This is a genomic window from Hyphococcus aureus (assembly GCF_042643165.1).
In the GTDB taxonomy this organism is placed as follows: Bacteria; Pseudomonadota; Alphaproteobacteria; order Caulobacterales; family Parvularculaceae; genus Hyphococcus; species Hyphococcus aureus.
Genome location: NZ_JBHRSH010000002.1, coordinates 1,086,317 through 1,108,567, shown reverse-complemented (window position 1 = coordinate 1,108,567; position 22,251 = coordinate 1,086,317). Strand labels below are relative to the sequence as shown.

General features: G+C 60.1%; 16 protein-coding genes and 1 tRNA gene. 9 read left to right on the top strand and 8 right to left on the bottom strand.

Annotated features, from left to right (window positions below; all coding sequences use genetic code 11):
- Positions 1 to 4 precede the first annotated feature (4 nt).
- A complete protein-coding gene (gene mmsB, locus ACFOOP_RS18260; RefSeq protein WP_379882594.1) occupies positions 5 to 895 on the top strand; it encodes a 3-hydroxyisobutyrate dehydrogenase in 891 nt (296 codons plus the stop codon).
- 76 nt (positions 896 to 971) lie between these two features.
- Positions 972 to 4,424, top strand: coding sequence for a pyruvate carboxylase (gene pyc, locus ACFOOP_RS18255; RefSeq protein ID WP_379882593.1), 3,453 nt, complete (start codon positions 972 to 974; stop codon positions 4,422 to 4,424).
- 39 nt (positions 4,425 to 4,463) lie between these two features.
- Here pyc and ACFOOP_RS18250 read toward each other — a convergent pair.
- Positions 4,464 to 4,540 (bottom strand) — tRNA-Arg (locus tag ACFOOP_RS18250).
- Positions 4,541 to 4,718: 178 nt separating this feature from the next.
- Between ACFOOP_RS18250 and ACFOOP_RS18245 the strand changes: the two genes are divergently transcribed.
- From ACFOOP_RS18245 to ACFOOP_RS18235, 3 genes are read left to right on the top strand one after another with little or no spacing between them, the layout of a single operon-like run.
- The gene (locus tag ACFOOP_RS18245; RefSeq protein ID WP_379882592.1) at positions 4,719 to 9,671 is read left to right on the top strand and encodes an alpha-2-macroglobulin family protein; all 4,953 of its coding nucleotides are present in this window, start codon (positions 4,719 to 4,721) and stop codon (positions 9,669 to 9,671) included.
- A gap of 17 nt (positions 9,672 to 9,688) precedes the next feature.
- A complete protein-coding gene (gene pbpC / locus ACFOOP_RS18240) occupies positions 9,689 to 11,728 on the top strand; it encodes a penicillin-binding protein 1C (protein WP_379882591.1) in 2,040 nt (679 codons plus the stop codon).
- Positions 11,725 to 12,468 (top strand): hypothetical protein, encoded by a 744-nt coding sequence (locus ACFOOP_RS18235; protein WP_379882590.1) that lies wholly within the window; start codon positions 11,725 to 11,727, stop codon positions 12,466 to 12,468. Before pbpC ends, ACFOOP_RS18235 begins: the two co-directional genes overlap by 4 nt.
- On the opposite strand, the gene ACFOOP_RS18230 is transcribed toward ACFOOP_RS18235, so the two are convergent.
- Positions 12,465 to 13,271 (bottom strand): CarD family transcriptional regulator, encoded by an 807-nt coding sequence (locus ACFOOP_RS18230; protein ID WP_379882589.1) that lies wholly within the window; start codon positions 13,269 to 13,271, stop codon positions 12,465 to 12,467. The two genes, ACFOOP_RS18235 and ACFOOP_RS18230, sit on opposite strands and share 4 nt — an antisense overlap.
- Here ACFOOP_RS18230 and ACFOOP_RS18225 point away from each other — a divergent pair.
- Positions 13,255 to 13,527, top strand: coding sequence for a hypothetical protein (locus tag ACFOOP_RS18225; RefSeq protein ID WP_379882588.1), 273 nt, complete (start codon positions 13,255 to 13,257; stop codon positions 13,525 to 13,527). The genes ACFOOP_RS18230 and ACFOOP_RS18225 overlap by 17 nt on opposite strands.
- Positions 13,528 to 13,859: 332 nt before the next feature.
- Here ACFOOP_RS18225 and fdxA read toward each other — a convergent pair whose 3' ends face one another.
- The 4 genes from fdxA to ACFOOP_RS18205 all read right to left on the bottom strand — a co-directional run bounded on the left by fdxA (position 13,860) and on the right by ACFOOP_RS18205 (position 18,317).
- Complete coding sequence (fdxA, locus tag ACFOOP_RS18220) at positions 13,860 to 14,198, bottom strand: ferredoxin FdxA (protein WP_379882587.1); 339 nt, start codon at positions 14,196 to 14,198, stop codon at positions 13,860 to 13,862.
- Positions 14,199 to 14,303: 105 nt separating this feature from the next.
- Positions 14,304 to 14,747, bottom strand: a complete 444-nt coding sequence (locus tag ACFOOP_RS18215) for a tellurite resistance TerB family protein (protein WP_379882586.1) — start codon at positions 14,745 to 14,747, stop codon at positions 14,304 to 14,306.
- Between the two features lie 19 nt (positions 14,748 to 14,766).
- Positions 14,767 to 15,177 carry an RNA-binding S4 domain-containing protein gene (locus ACFOOP_RS18210; RefSeq protein ID WP_379882585.1) on the bottom strand — a complete coding sequence of 137 codons (411 nt, stop codon included), beginning with the start codon at positions 15,175 to 15,177 and terminating at the stop codon, positions 14,767 to 14,769.
- Positions 15,174 to 18,317 carry a helicase-related protein gene (locus tag ACFOOP_RS18205; protein WP_379882584.1) on the bottom strand — a complete coding sequence of 1,048 codons (3,144 nt, stop codon included), beginning with the start codon at positions 18,315 to 18,317 and terminating at the stop codon, positions 15,174 to 15,176. Before ACFOOP_RS18205 ends, ACFOOP_RS18210 begins: the two co-directional genes overlap by 4 nt.
- 192 nt (positions 18,318 to 18,509) lie before the next feature.
- Here ACFOOP_RS18205 and rpmB point away from each other — a divergent pair, with 192 nt between their 5' ends.
- Positions 18,510 to 18,788 carry a 50S ribosomal protein L28 gene (rpmB, locus tag ACFOOP_RS18200; protein WP_379882583.1) on the top strand — a complete coding sequence of 93 codons (279 nt, stop codon included), beginning with the start codon at positions 18,510 to 18,512 and terminating at the stop codon, positions 18,786 to 18,788.
- Positions 18,789 to 18,960: 172 nt separating this feature from the next.
- Positions 18,961 to 19,659: a VUT family protein gene (locus ACFOOP_RS18195; protein WP_379882582.1), complete on the top strand. Its 699-nt coding sequence runs from the start codon at positions 18,961 to 18,963 to the stop codon at positions 19,657 to 19,659.
- Positions 19,660 to 19,749: 90 nt separating this feature from the next.
- On the opposite strand, the gene ACFOOP_RS18190 is transcribed toward ACFOOP_RS18195, so the two are convergent.
- Both ACFOOP_RS18190 and hemB read right to left on the bottom strand, forming a co-directional pair.
- Complete coding sequence (locus tag ACFOOP_RS18190; RefSeq protein WP_379882581.1) at positions 19,750 to 20,226, bottom strand: hypothetical protein; 477 nt, start codon at positions 20,224 to 20,226, stop codon at positions 19,750 to 19,752.
- Positions 20,227 to 20,333: 107 nt separating this feature from the next.
- Positions 20,334 to 21,353 (bottom strand): porphobilinogen synthase, encoded by a 1,020-nt coding sequence (gene hemB, locus ACFOOP_RS18185; RefSeq protein ID WP_379882580.1) that lies wholly within the window; start codon positions 21,351 to 21,353, stop codon positions 20,334 to 20,336.
- A gap of 149 nt (positions 21,354 to 21,502) precedes the next feature.
- Here hemB and ldtR point away from each other — a divergent pair, with 149 nt between their 5' ends.
- The gene (gene ldtR, locus ACFOOP_RS18180; RefSeq protein WP_379882579.1) at positions 21,503 to 22,030 is read left to right on the top strand and encodes a transcriptional regulator LdtR; all 528 of its coding nucleotides are present in this window, start codon (positions 21,503 to 21,505) and stop codon (positions 22,028 to 22,030) included.
- Positions 22,031 to 22,251 lie beyond the last annotated feature (221 nt).

The window sequence follows — 22,251 nt, the reverse complement described above, 5'->3', positions numbered from 1 at the left end:
CGCCATGACGAAAATCGGATTTATCGGGCTCGGCAATATGGGCGGGCCGATGGCGGCCAATCTCGCAAAGGCGGGCTTTGAGGTGACCGCGACGGATCTTTCCATCGGCGCCGTTGATCGCGCTGTCGAGGCGGGGTGCGCGCGCGGCGCGACTGTTGCCGATACGGTGAAGGAAGCCGACATAGTCGTGACCATGTTGCCCGCAGGCGCCCATGTGCGCTCTGTTTACACGGAAAGCTACGGTGTCATCGCAAACGCCAAACCCGGCGCGCTGTTTATCGATTCATCGACGATTGATGTGGACTCTGCGCGCGCCGTGATCGCCGCCGCGAGTGACAAGGGCTTCGCCATGGTTGACGCGCCGGTTTCCGGCGGCGTCGCCGCGGCAACGGCTGGCACGTTGACGTTCATGGTGGGCGGCGAGGCGGGCGCTTTCGAACGGTCCAAACCTGCGCTGGAGAAAATGGGCAAGAATATTTTTCATGCTGGCGCAGCGGGTAACGGTCAAGTCGCAAAAATCTGCAACAACATGCTGCTCGGCATTTCGATGATTGCAACCTGCGAAGCGTTCAACCTTGCAGACAAGCTGGGTCTCGACGCACAGACGTTCTTTGACATCTCGTCCACGGCCTCTGGGCAGTGCTGGTCCATGACGAGTTATTGTCCGGCGCCGGGGCCCGTGCCGAATGCGCCGTCGAATCGCGATTACCAACCTGGCTTTGCGGCGGCGATGATGCTGAAGGATATGCGCCTGGCGCAGGAAGCTGCGCATAAAGCAAAAGCGGCAACGCCGCTCGGTGCGCAGTCCGAAGCGATTTATGCGCTGATGGAGGCGGCCGGAAAGGATAGTCTCGATTTCTCCGGCGTTATGAAGCTTATCAACGGCGAACTCTAATTGGGTAAAATACTGTCACGCCGGAAAATTGCACCGCAGCATATTTCGTCATAGTGTCCCAGCGCGTAATAAGCCTATGGGGATCGCTTTGAAGTTTAAGAAGATTTTGGTCGCAAACCGCAGTGAAATCGCCATCCGTGTGATGCGAGGCGCGGCGGAGCTTGGGATCAGAACCGTTGCGATCTACGCTGAAGAAGACAAGCTCGCGCTGCATCGCTTCAAAGCGGATGAGAGCTATCAGGTTGGCGCCGGGCTGGGGCCGGTCAAAGCCTATCTCGACATAGAAGACATTGTGCGTATTGCGCGCAAATGCGGCGCCGACGCGATCCATCCCGGTTATGGCTTTCTTTCTGAAAATCCGGATTTCGCCGACCGTTGCGCAGAGGAGGGGATCGTTTTTATCGGTCCGTCGCCGTCGATCATGCGGTCTTTGGGCGATAAAGTCTCGGCACGGACGATCGCTAAAAAGGCTGGCGTGCCTGTCGTACCTGCGACCGGCGTTCTTTCAGAAGACGAAACTGAAATTAAAAAGGCGGCAGCCGGTGTTGGTTATCCGCTTATGCTCAAGGCGAGCTGGGGCGGCGGCGGTCGCGGCATGCGTATTATTGAGGACGAGTCGGAGCTGCTCGCCGCCGTCGATACGGGCAGGCGCGAAGCTTTGTCGGCTTTCGGCAAGGGCGATGTCTATCTTGAAAAGCTCGTGCGTCAGGCGCGTCATGTGGAAGTGCAGCTGATCGGCGATTCCCATGGAAATCTTCTGCATCTTTTTGAACGGGACTGCTCGGTTCAACGCCGTCATCAAAAGGTGGTGGAGCGTGCGCCTGCGCCCTATCTCAATGACGCGCAGCGTCAGTCGCTATGCGCGTTGGCGTTAAAGCTCGGCCGCGAGGTTGGCTATAACAACGCCGGGACCGTTGAGTTCCTGATGGACGCGGAGACGAGCGCCTTTTATTTTATTGAGGTCAATCCGCGCATTCAGGTGGAGCATACGGTGACGGAAGAGGTCACTGGCGTCGATATCGTCAAAGCGCAGATTCGCATCGCCGAGGGCCAGGCGATCGGTTCGCCGGAAAGCGGCATTCCGGCGCAGGAAAACATTCATCTCAACGGACATGCGCTGCAATGCCGGGTGACGACGGAAAACCCGGAAGAAAACTTCATTCCCGATTATGGCCGCATCGTCGCCTATCGCGGGGCAACAGGCTTTGGCATCCGGCTCGATGGCGGCACCGCCTATGCGGGCGCGCAGGTGACGCGGTTTTACGACTCGCTTTTGGAAAAAGTGACTGCATGGGCGCCGACGCCCGACGAAGCGATCAACCGCATGTCGCGAGCGCTGAACGAGTTCCGTATTCGCGGCGTCGCGACTAATCTCGTGTTCCTCGCGAACCTTGTCAATCACCCGAAGTTTCGGTCGAACGATTACACAACGCGCTTCATTGATGAAACGCCGGAGTTGTTCGAGTTTCCGAAACGCAAGGATCGCGCGACAAAGCTTTTACGCTTTCTTGCAGACGTAAATGTCAACGGAAATCCGGAAGTGAAGGGCAGGGCGGAGCCTGCACGCCATGTAGATCCGCAATTGCCGGACGTTGCGGGAAGCCCTGTTCCGGCGGGCCTGCGCGACAAGCTAAAAGAGTTGGGGCCTGAGGCATTCGGCCAATGGGTGCGGGACCAAAAACAGGTCTTCGTCACCGACACAACCATGCGCGATGCGCATCAGTCACTGCTGGCGACGCGCATGCGCACCTATGACATGGTTCAGGCGGCGCCGCATTATGCGCGGCGTCTACCCAATCTCTTTTCGCTGGAATGCTGGGGCGGGGCGACCTTTGACGTCGCCATGCGCTTTTTGAAAGAAGACCCGTGGCGGCGGCTGGAGCTGCTGCGCGACGCGGCGCCGAACATTCCGTTGCAAATGCTCTTACGCGCCTCAAACGCGGTCGGATACACCAACTATCCCGACAATGTGGTGCAATATTTCGTTGAGCGCGCCGCGGATACTGGCGTCGATATCTTCCGCGTGTTTGATTCCCTCAACTGGGCGGAGAATATGTATGTCGCCATGGACGCGGTGCAGAAAACCGGCGCCGTATGCGAAGCGGCGATTTGCTATTCAGGCGATCTGACGAGTGAACACGAAAAGAAATTTACGCTCGACTATTATCTGAAGCTCGCCAAAGACCTTGAGGCTCATGGCGCCCATATGCTGGCGATCAAGGATATGGCGGGCGTCGCCAAACCAAGAGCGGCCAAACTGCTCGTGGCGGCGCTCAAGGAAGAAACGAAGCTGCCTGTTCACTTCCACACTCATGACACCAGCGGCGCCTCATCTGCGTCGGTGCTGGCGGCGGTTGATGCGGGCGTTGATGTGGTCGACGCGGCGCTCGATTCCATGAGCGGACTGACGGCGCAACCGCCGCTAGGGTCTATCGTGGCGGCGCTTCAAGGCGATGTGCGCGATCCCGGTCTTGATGACGGCGCGATCCGCGACTTGAGCTTTTACTGGGAGGCTGTGCGCGATCTTTACGCCGCCTTTGAAAGTGATGTGCGCTCCGGCGCGTCGGAGGTTTATCTCCATGCGATGCCGGGCGGGCAGTTCACAAACTTGCGTGAACAGGCGCGCTCTCTCGGCATTGAGGGAGAGCGCTGGCATGAGGTGGCGCAGGCCTATGCCGACGTCAACGAGATGTTCGGCAACATCGTCAAGGTGACGCCAAGCTCCAAGGTGGTCGGCGATATGGCGCTGTCCATGGTGTCGGCGGGGCTGACGCGCGCGGATGTCGAAAATCCGAAAAAGGACATTTCCTTCCCGGAATCGGTCGTGTCGTTCTTCCATGGCGATCTCGGCCAACCCCATGGCGGCTTCCCCAAAGCGCTGCAACAGAAAATCCTGAAAGGCGCAACGCCGATCATCGACCGGCCGGGCAAACATATGGCGCCGGTTGATCTAGAGGCGAAGCGCGCTGAGACCGCAGAGGCGATTGGGGTGGCGGTCAGCGATAATGATCTCGCCTCGGCGCTGTTATATCCGAAAGTGTTTTCGGCCTTCGCAAAGTTCCGCGACGACTATGGCGATATGAGCGTGTTGCCGACGGACGAGTTTTTCTATGGCCTGCCGCCGGAGAAGGAAATCTCCGTCGAGATCGAACATGGCAAGACGTTGATCATTCAGTGCCAGTCTGTGTCTGACGCTGACGAGGAAGGGCTGGCGCGGGTGTTCTTCTCCCTGAACGGTCAGCCGCGCACCATCAAGATTCGCGACGCCGCGCGCGAGGACAAAAGCGTTCACCGCGAAAAGGCGAAAGCCGGAGATGCGAAAAATGTCGGTGCGCCGATGCCGGGCGCCGTCAGCGAGATTCGTGTCGCGCCCGGCGACAAGGTGAAGGCCGGCGATGCGCTCGTCATCCTTGAGGCCATGAAGATGGAAGTGAAAGTCGCCGCGGAGGCCGATGGCGTGGTCAAACGCATCGCCGTCGCCGCCGGCGATCAGGTTGACGCCAAGGACCTGCTTGTCGAGCTGGAATAGCGCCCGGCCTTTGTTCTTGCGGCATGATCGAAACTGAACTGGCGTCCCCGACAGGATTCGAACCTGTGGCCCCCAGATTAGGAATCTGGTGCTCTATCCTGCTGAGCTACGGGGACGCTAGCGGCCTGCTTTCTAGCCCATATCGCGCTGCACCAAAACCATTCATGGGGCTGGCCGCCTAAATTTCCCGAAAACGTCTTGGAATCGTTTTCCTTTAGTTGATTAACCGCCATAATTGGCTGGCGGTATCCGGCGGGGACCATCCGGGCGGAGTGGCGTTAGGCGGGAGACGATATGATTGCGCGCAGACAATATGTGATTGCGGCGGCCGGCATTCTGGCGGCCTTTGCAGCGGGGCTTCTTCTCGGGCGGACCATCGCCCCCGATTCGGGATCGCGGGGCGCGCCCAACAGCCAGCCCGTTGTTTCCGCCGAGACGCGTGGCCAGGCCCAGCGCCGGCCCTTCCAAGAGCGCCGGTCAGATAATGCGGAAAGACCGGAGGTCCTCGAGGCGAAGAACTTCGCCTATCGGCGCCTGCGCCTCGACACCGGGACCGCGACCCCGAAAGCCTGCCTTCAGTTCAATCGCGAGCTGAATGATGGCGGCGACGTCAATTATGGCGATTTTGTCCGCGTTAGCCCCGCCGACGGATCGGCCATCGAGATTGACGGGACATCGCTTTGCCTCACCGGCCTTGAATTCGACAAGGATTATCGTGTGCGCCTGCGCGTCGGACTGCCTTCAGCCAAAGGCGAACGGCTTGAACGCACAGAGGAAGTGACCGTCGCTTTTGGCGATAAGCCGTCCTATGCGGGCTTCGCCGGTGACGGCGTCATCCTTCCGCGCCTTGAAGCGGACGGGATCGGCATCGAGACCGTCAATGTGGAAAAGGTGGAGATCACCGTCTACCGCGTTTCCGACCGGTCGCTAGCAAGGAAGAATATTGTCGCAGGTGAAGCCAGCGGCGAAGACAAGTATTCCTATGTCTGGGATCAGGAAGACGGTCAGGATGTGGGCGTCAAAGTCTGGTCCGGCGAGCTTGCAACTGCGGGTGAACGCAATGAGACCAGCACCACGGTCTTCGCGCTCGGCGCAGCGCTCGGCGAGTTGAAGCCGGGCGCATATTTCCTGCGGCTTAAAGACGTGTCGCCCGGCGCGGATGATCGGCGCGCCGCATCGGCCTGGCGCTGGATTGTTTTTACCGACATGGCGCTGACAACTTATTCCGGCGCCGATGGCGTCGATGTTTTCGTGCGCTCGATTTCGACGGCGCGCGCCATGGCGGGCGTCGAGCTGTCGCTGATCGCCGCCAACAATGATATTCTTGCACGAGCCATCACCAATGGCGACGGCCGTGCGCGTTTCAGCGAGGAGGCGGTCAATGGCGATTATCCGCTGACGCCGCGCATGTTGATGGCCTATGGCCCGCAGGACGATTACGCGGCGCTTGATCTCGATCGCGCGCCGCTCGATCTGTCGGACCGAGATGTGGGCGGGCGCTCTGCGCCGTCGAAAGTCGATGCGTTTGTCTATCTGGATCGCGGGATCTATCGCCCTGGCGAAACGGTTCATGTGTCCGGTCTTCTGCGCGACGATGCTGGAAAAGCTATTGAAGACCGTCCGCTGACGGTCACGGTTCGCCGCCCCAACGGCACGGAAGCCGACAAGCGCCGGATCGATGAATTGACGATTGGCGGCTTTACTTTTGAGTATGACGTACCGGCGTCGGCGCCGCGCGGCATGTGGTCTATTCAGGTCGAAGCCGATGGCGTCGACGGTTTTGTCGGTTCGGAACAGTTCTCGGTTGAAGATTTTGTTCCGCAGCGCCTTGAGGTGAAACTTGAGGGCGATGAAAAAAGTCCGATCCGTCCCGGTGAAGCGCGCGAACTTTCCGTTGAAAGCCGTTTCCTTTACGGCGCGCCAGCGAGCGGGCTGGCGGTTGAAGCCGAGGCGCGTCTGCGTCTCGATCCTAATCCGTTTCCGGATTTTGGAAGCTATCGGTTCGGTCCGGTCAATGGCCGTTTCGATGAACGCTTTTTGACCTTGCCGAACACAACCACTGACGCCGAAGGACAGGCGAGCATCGCGGTCAATGTCGACACTGCGCCGAAAGATTATGGCGCGCCCATGCGGGCGGATGTCGTTGTCGGCGTCGTAGAACCCGGCGGACGCGTTGTGCGTGAATCGGCGCGCATTCCGGTGCGTCCTGATAATGCTTATGTGGGTCTGAAGCTTGCCAATGACGAGACCAGCTTTGGTCAGGGCGAAGAGGTTGGCGTTAACGCCGTCCTGATCGACTGGCAGGGTCAACCCATTGAGGGCGATCTCGAATGGCGTCTTGTCGAAGAAGATTACTGGTTCGACTGGTATCGTGAAAATGGCCAGTGGCGCTGGCGCCGGTCTTTCCGCGATGTCCTTATCGCTGAGGGCCGCGGCAAGACGGGCCCTGAGCAGATAGCTACCCTTGTCGGCCAGCGGGTCGATCCGGGCACCTATCGCCTGACTGTGTCCCAAGCGGGCGGCAAGGCGAAAAGCGATATCAGGTTTTATGTCGGCTGGCGGTCTTATGCGTCAGGCGCAGATTCGCCCGATCAGGCGGCGCTAACCTTGCAGACAGACAAGGTGACGCCCGGTTCGCGCGCGCGTCTGTTCCTTAATCCGCCCTATGAAGGCGAGGCGACCATCGTGATCGCCACGGATAAGGTGCACCTCGTCCAGCGTATGGGCGTTGAAGCGAAGGGCCGCGAGATTATCGTCGATACGGACCCGAGCTGGGGTGCGGGCTTTTATGTCATGGCGACGGTGGTGACGCCGCGCGATCCCGGCGACAGGCCGGTGCCACGTCGCGCCATGGCGGTCTCTTATGTGCCGTTCGATATGTCGGCGCGTAAACTCAATGTTGCGATTGACGATCCCGAGGTGTTCCGTCCGCGCCAGCGGCTCGATCTGCCGGTGACGGTCGGCGGCGCCGCGCCGGGCTCCACGGTGATGATGACTGTGGCTGCGGTGGATGAGGGCATTTTGCGCCTGACGAAATTCGCTTCGCCTGATCCGGTCGATTATTATTACGGCAAGAAACGTCTCGGTGTTTCCATTCGCGATGATTACGGCCGCATCCTTGACGCCAATCTTGGCGCTGCGGCGCGGTTTGGCGGCGACGCCATTGGCGGCGAAGGATTGACCGTCGTGCCGACAAAATCGGTGGCGCTGTTTACCGGACCCGTAACCGTCGGCGCTGGCGGTAAGGCGAGCGTTCCCATTGAGGTGCCTGACTTTAACGGCGAATTGCGCCTGATGGCGGTCGCCTGGTCGAAGGATAAGCTTGGTTCGGATTCTGAGCCGCTGACCGTGCGCGATCCCGTGCCGGCGGAGCTTTCCCTGCCGCGCTTCCTTGCACCCGGCGACACTGCGACGGCGACGCTCCTGATCGACAATGTCGACGGGCAGGCCGGCGACTATAAAGTTTCGCTTGCGGGTGAGGGGCCGGTTGGTCTTTCAACCGCCGAAACTTTCACGCTGGCGCAGGGCGAGAAGCAGACCAAAGCATTCTCGTTCACAACCGGCGAAGTCGGCATCGGGGCGGTCAGCCTCAGCGTTGAAGGGCCGGGCGGGTTTGCGGTTTCGCGTTCCTATCCGATCCAGTCGCGCACGCCCTATTTCCCCGTCACGGAAGTGCGAACCGCCGCGCTGGAGCCCGGTGAGACGTTCCAGCTTACCGACGCGGTTACCCAACCGTTTGTGCCCGGTTCAGCGGATGTCGCGGTGTCCTTCTCTCGTCTTGACGGGATCGAGCCGGGGCCGCTGCTCGATGCGCTTTATCGCTACCCCTATGGTTGCTCCGAACAGTTGACGAGTTCAGCGATGCCGCTCCTGTTTGTTGATGTGCTCGGCGGCGAAGTGGGCAAGGGGCCGGAGCGGGCTGTGCGGCCGCGTGTACAGAAGGCTGTGAACGAGCTTCTCAACCGGCAGTCGCCCGACGGCGCTTTCGGTCTGTGGCGGGTGGGCGACCGGTGGGCGTCGCCTTGGCTCGGCGCCTATGTCACCGACTTCCTCTATCGCGCCAAGAACGAAGGTTATGCGGTGCCGGATGAAGCGCTCGACCGCGCTTATGAGTCGCTTGCCGATATTGCGCGCGTCGATCGCTGGTACCTTGCAAGTTACCAGACCAGTGTGCCGGAATTTGCGAATAACAACGACACGCGTGAATTCCTGAAACGCCGCTCTGCAGCCTATGCGCTCTATGTATTGGCGCGCGCAGGACGGGCTGACCTTTCCGATCTCCGCTATTTCCATGATGCGCTGCTTGAAGGCACGCCGAGCCCGCTCGCGCGGGCCCATATCGGCGCGGCGCTCGCCATGATGGGCGACCGCGCCCGCGCAGAGAGCGCCTTCAAACAAGCGATGCAGGCGGTGGGCTGGCAAAATCGCGGCGATTACTACCAGACCAATCTGCGTGATGTGGCCGGGCTTGTGGCGCTTGCGGTTGAGTCCGGCCAGACCGACAAGACCGAAGCATTCGTCGAGCAGCTCAAAATCTATATGAAAGAGCCGAGCCGTATGCATACGCAGGAAAAAGCGTTCACGCTGCTTGCAGCACAGGCGCTTTTGCGGACATCGGAGGCGGTGGAGCTGACCGTCAACGGTCAGAGCCTCACCGACTTGCCGCCGGCGCCGTCTTTTGCACCGGAGGATGCGGAAATTGAGGCTGGCGTTTCCTATCGCAATGACGGTGAGGGACAGATATTCCGTTCCCTGACAGTGTCAGGTTCGCCGACCGCTGCGCCGCCTGCAGCGGCCCAAGGGTTCTCCCTGACCAAACGCATCGCCACCCGTGACGGTCGCCCGGCGGATTTATCGACCGTGCGCCAGAACGATCGGCTTGTTGTCGTCATCAGCGGGACAGCGACGGATCAGCGCCTTCACCCGGCGGTGATTGCGGACCTCTTGCCTGCGGGGCTTGAGATCGAGACCGTCCTTAATCCTGATGATGCGGGTGGGGCTGGCAATAATGGTCCCTATAAATGGGTTGGCGCCCTTTCCTATTCGAAAGTCGCTGAAGCGCGCGATGACCGATTTGTCGCCGCCGTCGATGTGAATGGGCGCAACCGCTTCACCCTTGCTTATGTGGTGCGTGCAGTCACGCCTGGCGCCTTCGTGATGCCGGGCGCCGTCATTGAAGATATGTACCGCCCCGGAGAATTCGCCCGGACCGAGGTCGGGCGCATTTCCATCGCCGCCGCGGAATGATTGCGGAGCGCGATATCATGAAAACGCGCCAGCGCCGAATAGTCTTTTTGGTGCTGGCGGTCCTCGCCGCCATTGCTGCGCTTGATCTGCTTTTTCCGCCGCCGCTCAAGCGGGCTCAGGATTTGTCGCCGCTGGTGACGGACCGGAATGGCGAATGGCTGCATGCCTTCGCGACGCCGGAAGGGCGCTGGCGGTTTGAAGCTAATCTCGATCAGATCGATCCGATTTTTGTCGAGCGTTTGATTGCTGTCGAAGACAAGCGTTTCTACAAGCACTGGGGTGTCGATCTGCTTGCGGTGATGCGCGCCGGCGTTTCTTCGGCGAAAGCGGGTCATGTGGTCTCCGGCGCGTCGACAATCACCATGCAGACGGCGCGTCTCCTTGAGCCCCGCAAGCGGAATGTCGGCGCGAAATTCGCAGAAATGGTGCGGGCGCTCCAGATTGAGCGGCGTCTGTTAAAGGACGAAATTCTTGAGCTTTATCTGACGCTGGCGCCTTATGGCGGCAACATAGAAGGGGTGCGCGCCGCGAGCCGCATTTATTTCGACAAGGAGCCGACGCGCCTTACCGACGCTGAGCAGGCTTTATTGATCGCACTGCCGCAAGCGCCGGAAGCGCGCCGTCCGGATTTGCGGGCAGGTGCGGCGCGGCAAGCGCGTCAGGAAATACTGGAAAAACTGGCGGCCGCCGGCGTCATGGATGAAATCCATATGACTGAAGCGGGTGAGGCGCGTTTGCCGCAATCGCGCCACCCCTTGCCGCGTCTGGCCTATCATGCGACGCAGGAGCTGGCGCGCGCTGAAAAGCCCGGCGTTACCCGGTCAACACTCGACGCTTCACTTCAGGCGCGTGCGGAAAAGGCGCTCAGCCAATATGTGAAACAGTTCGATGACGGCGCCACAGCGTCACTGATTATCGTAGAGAACAAAACCCGGGCCGTGCGCGCGAGCGTTGGATCCTCCGGTCTCGACGTCAAAGGAGGATGGATAGACCTGACCGCCGCCACGCGCTCGCCGGGGTCTGCGTTAAAACCGTTTATCTATGGTCTTGCGTTTGAAGCGGGCTATGCGTCTGCGAACACCGTGATCGACGACATGCCGCGCGCCTTCGGGGATTATGCCCCCGAGAATTTCGACCGCACTTTCCGCGGCGAGGTGCGTGTGCGCGAGGCCTTGCAGCACTCCTTGAATGTTCCCGCCGTGCGCGCCCTCGACCGTGTCGGCGCATCGCGTTTCGCTTCGCTGATGCGGGCGGCGGGGGTCGATCTCAAGACGCCGAACCGCGCGACCAAGTCGCCGGGGCTCGCTTTGGCGCTTGGCGGCGCCGGGGTTACCGCGCGCGAGATTGCAGCGCTTTACGCCGGGCTCGGCAGCGGCGGTGAAGTCGCGCCCTTGGTCTGGAAGGCGGCGGACGAGAAACAGCCCATACACGCCTATCGTCTTTTCTCCGAAGACACCGCCGCGCGTATTTCGTCGATTCTCGCCGGGGCGCCGGCATTGGAAGGCCGGGTGCCGGCTGATCTGGCGCGCAAGGCGACACGCGTCGCTTTCAAGACGGGCACGTCCTACGGCTATCGCGACGCCTGGGCTGCGGGACATGGCGGGGGATACACGATCGTCGTCTGGGTAGGACGCGCCGACGGCGCGCCACGACCGGGCGCCACCGGCCGCAACACTGCGGCGCCGCTCTTGTTCGACGTTTTTGACATGCTTGATCGCGACGGCGCCACGGAAGGCGACATCGAAGACATGGAAGACGAGGCTCCTTTGCTCGCCATGGCCCGGTTCGAGCGCGCACAATCAGCCGCGCCGCCTCAGATCGTTTTTCCTCGCGATGGCGTCGAGGTTTTTATGGGCAAGGACGAGCGCGGCTTTTCGCTTGCGGCTCGTGGCGGTGAGGGCGATCTGCGCTGGTATGTCAATGGCGAGCCGTTGACGCTTGAAGAAACCAGCGGCCGGCATGTGTGGCGGCCGTCGCGAGCCGGATTTTACGATGTCACCGTTGTCGACAGGGCGGGGCGCAAGTCGCGCTCGAAAGTGCGCGTGATTTCCGGGTGAAGCGCCGGTATCTCCTTGGCGGCGTTCTGGCGCTTGGCGTGTCTCGCAGTTTTGCGCAAACGATTGTTCCCAATGCACAGGCTTTATCGGGTAGCCGTTTCCTCGCTGGTGACGTTGAATATTTGCTGGCGGATGTGATGGCGCCGCCGCTTTATGTCTTGGGCGATCAGGCGCCGGCTTATTTTGAGCGATCGCGCATTGCCTTGCAGGCTCTTTTGTCCAGCCGCGTGGACGTGGAAGACGCGCTGCCGCCAACGCGGTGGGGCGTAAAGCCAGTTATAGTGAAGGTTGCCGGTGCAGAGGAGACCTTGCAGGAGACCTTAACGCGGGCCGGCGCCGTGCGTGTTACGCCGCAGACAGAAAATCATGACTTCATTCGGCGTCTGCTTGCGCTTGAACAAGAGGCGCGTACCGGGAAAACCGGACTTTGGGCGTTGCAAGACTATCGCATCTTCGACGCAGACAAGGCGTATGGCGCTGTCGGCGCATACAACCTCATTGAAGGAACAGTCCTTCGCGCCGAAAAGCATGGAAGCCGGTTTTATCTCAATTTCGGCGAGGACTTTCGCGAGGATTTCACCGCCGGCGCCGCCTCACGGCTTTATACGCGCTGGCTGAAAAGCGGCGTGGACCTGGCGGCGTTTGACGGCGCAAATATCCGCGTGCGCGGATTTGTTGAGGCGATCAACGGTCCGTCGATCGACCTCAAACATCCCTTGCAGATTGAGCGGCTGGACTAGGCGGCGGCCGTGGCGGCGGCGGTTTTCTTTTTCAGAACGCTTTCAAGCTCTTCAATCGCATTGCCGAGATCCACATTGCGCACGGCCGCAACTTCGCGGGCCATGCGGTCAAGCGCAGCTTCGAAAAGCTGACGTTCGGAATAGCTCTGCTCCGGCTGATCGTCGCCGCGATAAAGGTCGCGGACAACTTCCGCCACAAGCTTCATGTCGCCGGAATTGATCTTGGCGTCATATTCCTGCGCGCGGCGGCTCCACATGGTGCGCTTGATCCGCGCACGGCCTTTCAGCGTGGAGATGGCGTCTTTCACCGTCTTGTCGTCGGAGAGGGGGCGCATCCCCGCCGCTTTCGCCTTGCCCGTGGGCACGCGCAGCTTCATCTTCTCCTGATCGAAGGCGATAACAAACAGCTCAATCGGAATGCCTGCGACTTGCTGCTTTTCAAGATTGGTGATCTTGCCGACCCCGTGGGCGGGATAGACGATCTTGTCGTTGACCTTGAAATTCTGTTTCGCGCTTTGCGAGGCTTCGGTGTTGACGGAAGCCTCGGCGTCGGCCTGAGGCGCGTCTTTCACCGGGGCCATGCTCGGCGTCGGGATCGAGGCGGCGAGGGTGGTCTTGCGCGGGGCCTGACCTACATTCACCGGCTTAGGCCTGGGCGGCGCTTTTTTCTCCGCTTTCTTCGATGCGGTCTTTTTCGCCGCTTTCGCCGGCGCAGCCTTTTTGGCGGAGGTTTTTACGGTCGCTTTTTTTGCGGCTTTCGGCGCCGCCTTCTTTGCGGGGGCCTTTTTGGCTGATGTCTTCACAGTTGCTTTCTTGACGGCCTACTTGGCCGGGGCGGCCTTTTTGGCTGATGTTTTTACGGCCGCCTTTTTCGCGGTTTTCTTGGCGGGAGCGGCCTTTTTGGCCGAGGTCTTCACCGTCGCCTTTTTAACGGCCTTCTTGGCCGGAGCGGCCTTTTTCGCCGCTGTTTTTTTCTTCGCTGTGCTCTTGGCCGCAGTTTTCTTCGCGGGAGCTTTTTTTGTCGCGGCTTTCTTTTTCGTCGATTTCGTAGCCATGTGAGACCTTAAATTAGCAGCGCCGGGTGGGCCCGGCGGGCAATCGTGGGTGGATTCGCCAAGCGGTGTGTCAAAGTGGCGCCGGAGGAGTTTTCCCCAGCTTTGCCTTTGACCCAACGGTGCGCCACCTTAGCGAAAACCGGTTATCGCCCATTTAAGATGGAAACGATATTCCCAGTAATGCCAAGGAGTTATAGCCCAGTCCGAAGACTCCGGATTAACGGTGCGCGCCGCAAAACGATCCAAGATTCAGCCAGAATATTAGCACAAAATTGCACGCTCCGCTACAGCTTTCGGTGCTGTGCGGAGCGCTGACGAAACCTATCGGGGTGGAGCTTAAGAGCCTTTGCCAGGCTTGTCGGAGAAATATTTCTCGAATTTGCCCTCTTCCTCGGCGACATCGTCCGCCCCGGGCAGGGCGTCGATCTTCTGGGTGATGTTGGGCCATTCCGCGGCGTATTTCGTGTTGATCTCGAGCCATTTGTCGGCCCCCGACTCGGTGTCGGGAATGATGGCCTCAGCCGGGCATTCAGGCTCACACACGCCGCAATCGATACATTCGTCCGGGTGGATCACCAGCATATTCTCCCCCTCATAGAAACAATCGACGGGGCATACCTCCACGCAGTCCGTGTATTTGCACTTGATGCAGGCTTCAGTCACCACATAGGTCATGTTGCTCGCGCTCCTTACTCTCGGCGGCGGTTTTCGCCTTTCTTACCCGCTCACCGCCATGACGCAAGCGAGCTTTCCTGATCGGATCGTCATTTTCTCTTGAGCTTATTTGAGCCGGGCCGCGACGCGGGCCCGGGCCGAGCCGGAGTCTTGGTCATCCACATAGATGAGGCCGCAGATCTGGCGGATCAGGGTTTCCTCATAGGGATCGCGCGTCCCGTCGGACAGGACAATCTCCCACAGTTCTTCAATCAGCTCGACTTTCTCCTCGCGCGTCATCGCTTTGGCGACCTTGGTGAAACGCTGGATGTCGGTTGCGCCTTCTTGCGCGGTTTCAGCCTGCGCCCGCAGGGCGGCGGCCTCGGCCGCGCCAAGTCCGAATCGTTTCATCAGCGCCCGGTCGATAAGCGCGACTTCATTGTCTGCGTAATCTTCGTCTACCCGTGCGGCTTCGACCAGCAGCGCGGCGAAGGCAAGCTCCAGTCGGTTCTCAGCTCCAGCTTGAGGCTCCTCGTTTTTGAACCGGTCAAACAGTTTGTCGAACATCATGCGTTCCTTAAATCTTGCGTCAGTTTGCTTTAAGCGCGCTAAGCGCGCGGCGATCTTTTTTTGTCGGCCTGCCGGCGCCTTTGTCGCGTGCGAAGGCCTTGCGCGGCGACGCTTCTCCTTTTGGCGGCGGCGGCGGAGAGCGGTCTTCGTAAAGCGTTTGCGCCTCGGACGCCGGTCCCCGTCTTTCGGCGCAGTCGAGAATATAAATGATGCGTAACCGGTCATTCCGGGTAAAGACGATCGTGTCGCCCGGGCGGGTCACGGTGCTGGGCTTGTCGGCGCGTTGAGTAATTTCGCCGCGTGTGATGCGGACATTTCCGTCGCTGACGAATTTTGCGGCGAGGGTGCGCGTTTTGAAAAACCGCGCCTGCCATAGCCACTTGTCGAGACGCTGGGACGCGTTGACCGTTTCGGCGCTGTCGCCTGTCATTCAGCCTTCTCGGTGGCTTTGGTCTTGTCGTCTTTTCCGGGAGCGCCTGACAGCTCCGCTTTCAAGCCAGCGAGCACTGCGAAAGGCGAATTGGGATCAGCCTTTTTCTCGCGCTTCGGTCCGGCGCTGTAGACGGCGGGTTTGCGCTGTTCCTTGCCGCGGCGAGGGCCGCTTTTGCCGCCCTTGTTTCCTCTGCGATCATTGCGATCGCCGTCGCGCGGCTTGCCGCCGGTGCGATTGCCGCTTCGGTCGCCCCCGCGATCGCCTTGTTGTTCACCGTCGCGGCGCGCCTGTTTGCCGTGGGGTTTGCCTTGGGGCTTCGGCCGGCGCGGCGCCGGGCGCCAAAGCGTGACTTCGATTTCTTCGGCCTCGGCGGCTGTGGCTTCCGGCGCCGTTGACGCAGGGGCGGCGTTCTCAAGCGCGTCACCGCCCTGCGGTGCGCTCGCGGCCGCAGACGGGGCTTCAGGTGAGGCCTGTTCCAGTCCTTGCGCGGCGACTTGCCCGGCGCTGAGACCGGTGTCGAGCACGACATCAGCAGGCGGCGTTACAGCTTCAGGCGGCTGGACTTCTCCAACGCCAGCCTGTGGCGCTTCAAGAGCGGCGTCGGTCGCCGCCGCGGCCGCCGCCTCAGGGGCAGGGTCGCTCGGTTGCGATTCGTCGGGTTTGGTTTCAGCAACGGGCGCTGCTTCCACTTTCGGCTCGACCTTCTTGCGCTTCACCACATTCTTGCGGAAGCCGAGGGAGCGCAGGATCGCTTCGAAGTCTTCGCCGGAACAGCCGACCAGCGACATCATCTGTGAATTGATTTCGAAGCCTTCTTTTGTGTTGCCTTCATTGCGCGCGGTGCGGATCAGACCCGCAAGGCGTTCCAGCATGTCGATGCGCACGGCGCGTACGCCGGACGGGCGATAGCCGCTGGCGTAGTAATAAGCGTGCGGCAGGCTTTCATTCATTTCGATGGAGACGCGGCCCGCTGCGGGCGGCGGCACATCGCCGGGCTTGCGGTCGGTCCACAGCGCCCAAAGCAGCGTGAGCAGGGACGCCGGCGCCGGTTTCAAAATTCCAGGCATGTAAAGGGTGAATTCGCCAAAGCGCATGCCAAGCTTTCTGAGCTTGGCGCGTTCTTCCTGATCAATCTGTTTTAAGTCGTCGCCAAATTGCGTGCGCGAGGTCGCGCCGAAATTTTCGACCAGACGATAGGCGACGCCCTTGGTCAAACCTTTCAAGCCGTCTTCGCTTTCTGAATTGGCGGCGGTCTGTAATGCGACCAGCGGACCGAGCAGGCCTTCAATCTTTGCGGCGACAAAATCTTTCAGGCGGTCTTCGACGCGGCCGCGCAAATTAGGCGTCACTTCGGCAAGGCCTGTGATCGCGAGCGATGGACGCAACGGCGCCGGGCCTTTTTGCAACTGCCCGACAGGCGCAGAGCGCCACCAGACGGTTCCATCATCGTCGAGACGCAATTCGCCAGCCTCGGCGTTCGCAAGCGCAGCGGCGCGCGCGGCGAGCACAGGGCGCAGCGCCTTTTCGCCAGCGGCGCGCAAGGATTTCGCTTCGGCGCCGGTCGCGCGCGGGTCGACAATAAATTCGAACCCTAAAAGGCGGCCGATGAATTGGCCTTCCACAATCACTTCTCCGTCGTCGGTGACACCCGCCAATAGGGGCGTATCATCTTTCAAACGCTTTAACAGGGTTGCCGTGCGCCGGTCGACAAAGCGTTGAGTGAGTTTTTCATGCAGCGCATCCGAGAGCCTGTCTTCTATCGCGCGCGCACGCTCTTGCCAATAAGGGGCGCGGTCAAGCCAGTGGGAGCGGTGCGAAAGATATGTCCATGTCCTGATATGGGCGATACGCGCTGACAAAGCGTCAATATCGCCGTCAATGCGGTCGAGGCGTTCCATGCGGGGTTCGAGCCAGGCGTCCAGCCGCCCGCCGGCGATCAACAGCTCATAGATATCGCCCAGAAGCCGCGCATGCTGGTCGCCGCCGGTCTTGCGGAAATCGGGGATCTGACAGATGTCCCATAACAGTCCAAGCGCCGCGCCGCCCTTGGCCATATCGCGGATGTCATCGCGCGCTGAGAGGCGGTGGAGCGCATCTTCGTCATCCTCACGGCGCGAGCGCATGAAATAATCGCGCGGCGGCGGTTTATCGAGCGACCGGCGCAACGCCGAGAGCGATGAGAAATCGACCTGCTCCGAGCGCCACATCAACCCTTTCACGGGATCGAATTGGTGATCTTCAATCGCGGTGACGAGCTCTTCATCGAAGGCGCCGCAATCGGCGGTGACGCCAAAGGTTCCGTCGCGAATATGACGTCCGGCGCGGCCGGCAATCTGTGCAAGTTCCGATGGATTGAGGTTGCGCGGACGCCGTCCGTCGAATTTGCGCGAGGCGGCGAAGGCCACATGGTCAATATCCATGTTGAGCCCCATGCCGATGGCGTCGGTGGCGATCAGAAAATCGACTTCGCCTGATTGATAAAGTTCTGCCTGTGCGTTTCTCGTGCGCGGGGAAAGGGCGCCCAGCACAACCGCTGCGCCGCCGCGCTGGCGGCGGATGAGTTCTGCCAGCGCGTAAACCGTATCAGCCGAGAAAGCGACAATGGCAGAGCGGCGGGGCAGGCGCGTCGCCTTTTTCGGGCCGGTATAGGTGAGGCGTGAAAGCCTTTCGCGCGACAGGAATTCGATCCGCCCGAACATACGCTGCAGGATCGGGCGCATCGTGTGCGAGCCAAGTAAAAATGTTTCGCCGCGCCCGCGCGCATGGAGGAGGCGCGAAGTGAAGACCCGGCCGCGCTCGGGATCGGCGGCGAGCTGAATTTCGTCGATGGCGAGAAAATCGACCTCGCGCTCCAGGGGCATGGCCTCGACCGTCGCCACCCAGTAGCGCGGGTTGGGCGGGATGATCTTTTCCTCGCCGGTGACGAGGGCGACCTCGCGCGGGTCGCGGATGGCGATGATCCGGTCATAGATCTCCCGGGCGAGGAGCCGCAGGGGCAGGCCGATCATCCCCGATTTGTGGGCAAGCATCCGCTCCAGCGCGTAATGGGTCTTGCCGGTGTTGGTCGGGCCCAGAACCGCGCAGAGCCGCCCACCGCCACAGGGCGCGAATTCATCGAAAGAGGGGGAGGAGGGCACGGAAACTAATGGCTTTCGGCGATTACGGGACTATTTATAGGAGAGTCGCAGTTAATGGCTCAAATCTGCCTTGCATATGCTTGACGCCTTCCCGGGCCTCAGTTACAGAGCGCGGCTCAATTTCAAGGTTTCTCGGAACGGGCGGACGCCGCCAGATATGGCGCGGGCCCCTAAAAATGCAAGGTAAGACCCATGGCGCGGCGGTGTGAATTGACGGGTATTGGCCCGAAAGTCGGGAACAATGTCTCCCACGCGAAAAACCGGACCAAGCGGCGTTTTCTGCCGAATCTCTGCAACGTGACGCTGCATTCGGACAAGCTCGGCCAGGGCTTCAAGTTTCGCATCGCCGCCTCGGCGCTCCGCACGGTCGACCATATGGGCGGCCTCGACGTTTTCCTCGCCAAGGCTGATGAGGGCAAGCTTTCAACGAATGCGTTGAAACTGAAGCGCAAACTGGCGAAAGCGTCTTAAGCGCAGGCGCTTTTTCTCAAGAATTTCAAGACGGGGCGGGCTTTCGGGCCCGCCCCGTTTTCTATTGCGCTCCCCTTTTCCGGCGGTGGGTTCTTTTTCCGTCCCGGACTCTGGGGATCGGCGGCGAGTCTGTATAAAAGCCCCCGGCAAGAGGAACGCCCAAGCAGGACGGATGGAAAGCGCGGTCGAAAAGCATAATCCCCGGGAAACGGCGATGGAGCGGTTGGCGCGCCATGTCGGCGGGTTCATGACCGGCTTCATGCGCATGGTGATGCTGGCGGTGATGCTGACGCCGCTGTTGCTGGCGGCGATTCTCACCGTCGACATTCCCGTCCATCTGTTTGACTGGATCGCCGGGGACCACATTGCCTCGCGCCCCTCCAACTGGCTGTCGCGGGGCGGGGTGATCATGTCGATGGCGCCGCTGGCGGTCATTCTCTTCGCGCGCAAATATGGCGGCGACGAAGCCTCGCGCGCGGTCACCGCGTCCTGGGGCGTGGCGGCGGCGGCGATCTTTGCGCAATTGTCAATTTTGGCTCCGTCGCTGGAAGATGGCGATTTGCCGGGCGTTCGCTTCACGGTGTTTTTCACGGCGAGCGCCATGGCTGCGCAATATGTGGCCGCCAGCGCCTATGACATTTCGCGCGGCGGGGCTCGTTGGTGGCGCGCGCCGCTTTATGGTGCGCTGCTTGGCTATGGAATTTATGCGCTGATTTATTTTCCCGGCGTCTATGCGGGATCGGGCGCGCCATGGGTGAACTGGATGATTGGCGACTTCGCTATCAAGACGCTTTTCGCGCTGTTATTTTTGCCCGTATACGGATTTTTACGAAAACCCCTGAAGCCGAAAGGCGGGTATGGGGGGATTTAGTCGGGTGCGGCAGGTTGTTGTCAGTAGAAATAAGTCACGCCACTGTCCGCACTGCATCTCTTGAAAAAATAAGCATTCTTCCCGTTCGCGCTAATATCGCGTTCTTGGAATCGTTAGCGCAATGAACGGCAAAATGCCGATTGCCAATGCAAACATCCACCTGACGAAGCCCAATAATTCCTGAGCCTGAGCCCGTTTCACAAGTTCTGGGTCAACATAATCAGCGTATGGAATTGCTTGTATCGCCTGATATTCCGGAAACACGAATGCAAAAGACGCCGCGTTCAATACCAGCCACGCGACAAAAAAACTTGCGACCCACATTCGACGGGTTTTGGTCCAGTTCGTAGCGACCGCGATGGCCGCCAGAAAAGATACAATCATGGTCAATGTCCGCCAAAAGGGTGCGCTGTCATAGGGGACCGGACCATGGTACATGTGCAAAGACCGCGGCGGTTCACTAAAGGTCATCGCCGTGAGCACTAATTGTCCGAACAGGTCGGCGCCGACAACGATCATATATGCCATTGCGGCAAGAATTAGCGCCGCGTTTCCAAGCTTTGCCATTTTGGTCTCCCCCGTATGCGAACAGCGCAACTGCATAAATGCAGCAGGCGCTTCCGTCTTTTAACGTGAAATGTGAGCAATGACAAAGGCGTGGCTACAAGCCGCAATCACCGTATCGATTGCTTCAACGTCCTTGCCGCCTCAGCTGCAAAGTAAGTAATAATCCCATCAGCGCCGGCGCGTTTGAACGCCAGCAACGACTCCATCATCGCCTTGTCGCCGTCGATCCATCCATTCTGGGCGGCGGCCTTGATCTGCGCATATTCGCCGGAGACCTGAAAGACGAAGGTCGGCGCGCCGAACTCATCTTTCACGCGGGCGACAATGTCGAGATAGGGGAGGCCGGGTTTGACCATTACCGAGTCAGCGCCTTCAGCGAGATCGAGGGCCACTTCGCGGATCGCCTCGTCGCTATTCGCCGGGTCCATCTGATAGGTGCGCTTGTCGCCTTTCAGGACGCCTGATGACCCGATCGCCTCGCGATAGGGGCCGTAAAAAGCCGAGGCGTATTTCGCGGCGTAGGCCATGATCATCACATGTTGGAAACCGGCCTCGTCGAGACCTTTGCGGATGGCGCCGACGCGCCCGTCCATCATGTCCGATGGCGCAATAATGTCGAAACCGGCCTGCGCCTGCACCACGGATTGTTTCACGAGGATTTGGACAGTTTCATCGTTCAGGATTTCACCGTCTCTCATCAGTCCGTCATGGCCGTGATCGGTATAGGGATCGAGGGCGACATCGGCCATCAGGCCGACTTCGGGAACTTCCGCTTTGATCGCCCGAGCCGCGCGGCACATGAGATTATCCGGATTGACCGCTTCCTCGCCGCCGGGCGTGCGGCCTTCGGCGTCCGTGAAGGGAAAGAGGGCGAGGGCGGGGATGCCGAGCTCGCGCGCCTCTAAGGCGGCTGTTACGGCTTCGTCAGGCGAGAGCCGGTAGACGCCGGGCAGGGCCGCCACCGGTTCGCGCACATTCTTTCCGTCTTTTAAGATAATCGCCCAGATCAGGTCGTCAGCCGACAGGCGCGTCTGCGCATGAAGGCGGCGGGACCAGTCCGTGCGCCGTAAACGGCGCAGACGCAGGGCGGGGAAGCGAGCCAAAGGGGCGAGAGGGCGTTTGTTCATAATCCGTTATTATTCTCAACAGCCGGGAAAGCCCAGCCTGGGCCGCGGTCCTTATAATTTGATTTCAAATTGAACAGTCCGGCTTAACGGCGCTTTTAGACCTCGTTCCTATAACCGCAGTACAGGTTTTCGTTGAGTGAGTAATAATAATGACGGTTAACGGGGCAATGCGAGAAGTTATTGGCGAGAGCGCGACATCGGTCGGCAAAGACCCTGAAGCGCTGGAGTCCGGATATCTCCAGCTTTTACATCTGGTGGAACGGCTTCACCGGCAACTTCTCGACGTAATCAAGGATGAGCTGGAGCGGCTCGGCCAGACGGATATCAACTCCGTTCAGGCGCTGCTCCTCTATAATATCGGCGACGCTGAACTGACCCCGGGCGAATTGCGCTCGCGCGGCCATTATCTCGGCTCCAATGTCTCCTACAATCTCAAGCAGCTTGTGGAGAAGGGGTATATCAAGGACGAGCGCTCCAATACGGACCGCCGCTCCAAGCGCGTGTCGCTGACCGATGTAGGCCTTGAAGTGCGCGACGCTATCAACGCGCTGTTCGAGCGCCAGCTTCAGTCGGTGGAGCAGGTGGGCGGCGTCAACAGCCAGCTTATCGACGACACCAACAAAACGCTGCAGCGTCTTGAGCGCTTCTGGGCGGACCAGGTTCGCTATCGTCTGTAAGCCAACTTTTTAAGAATCATTCTCAACTGGTGTGTGGAACGCGCCTCCTTCCGGGAGGCGCGTTTTCTTTTTCTTCCTGATGCACAAGCGCGCGCCTTGTGTTGCTGCGCCAATAGACGACATCAATATAATCTATGGGCAAAAGCCGACGGGACGCATTGTATTGCCGGAAAAAACATCTGATCTTCCAGCGCTATGGCCGGGACAGGCCATGCGCCTTA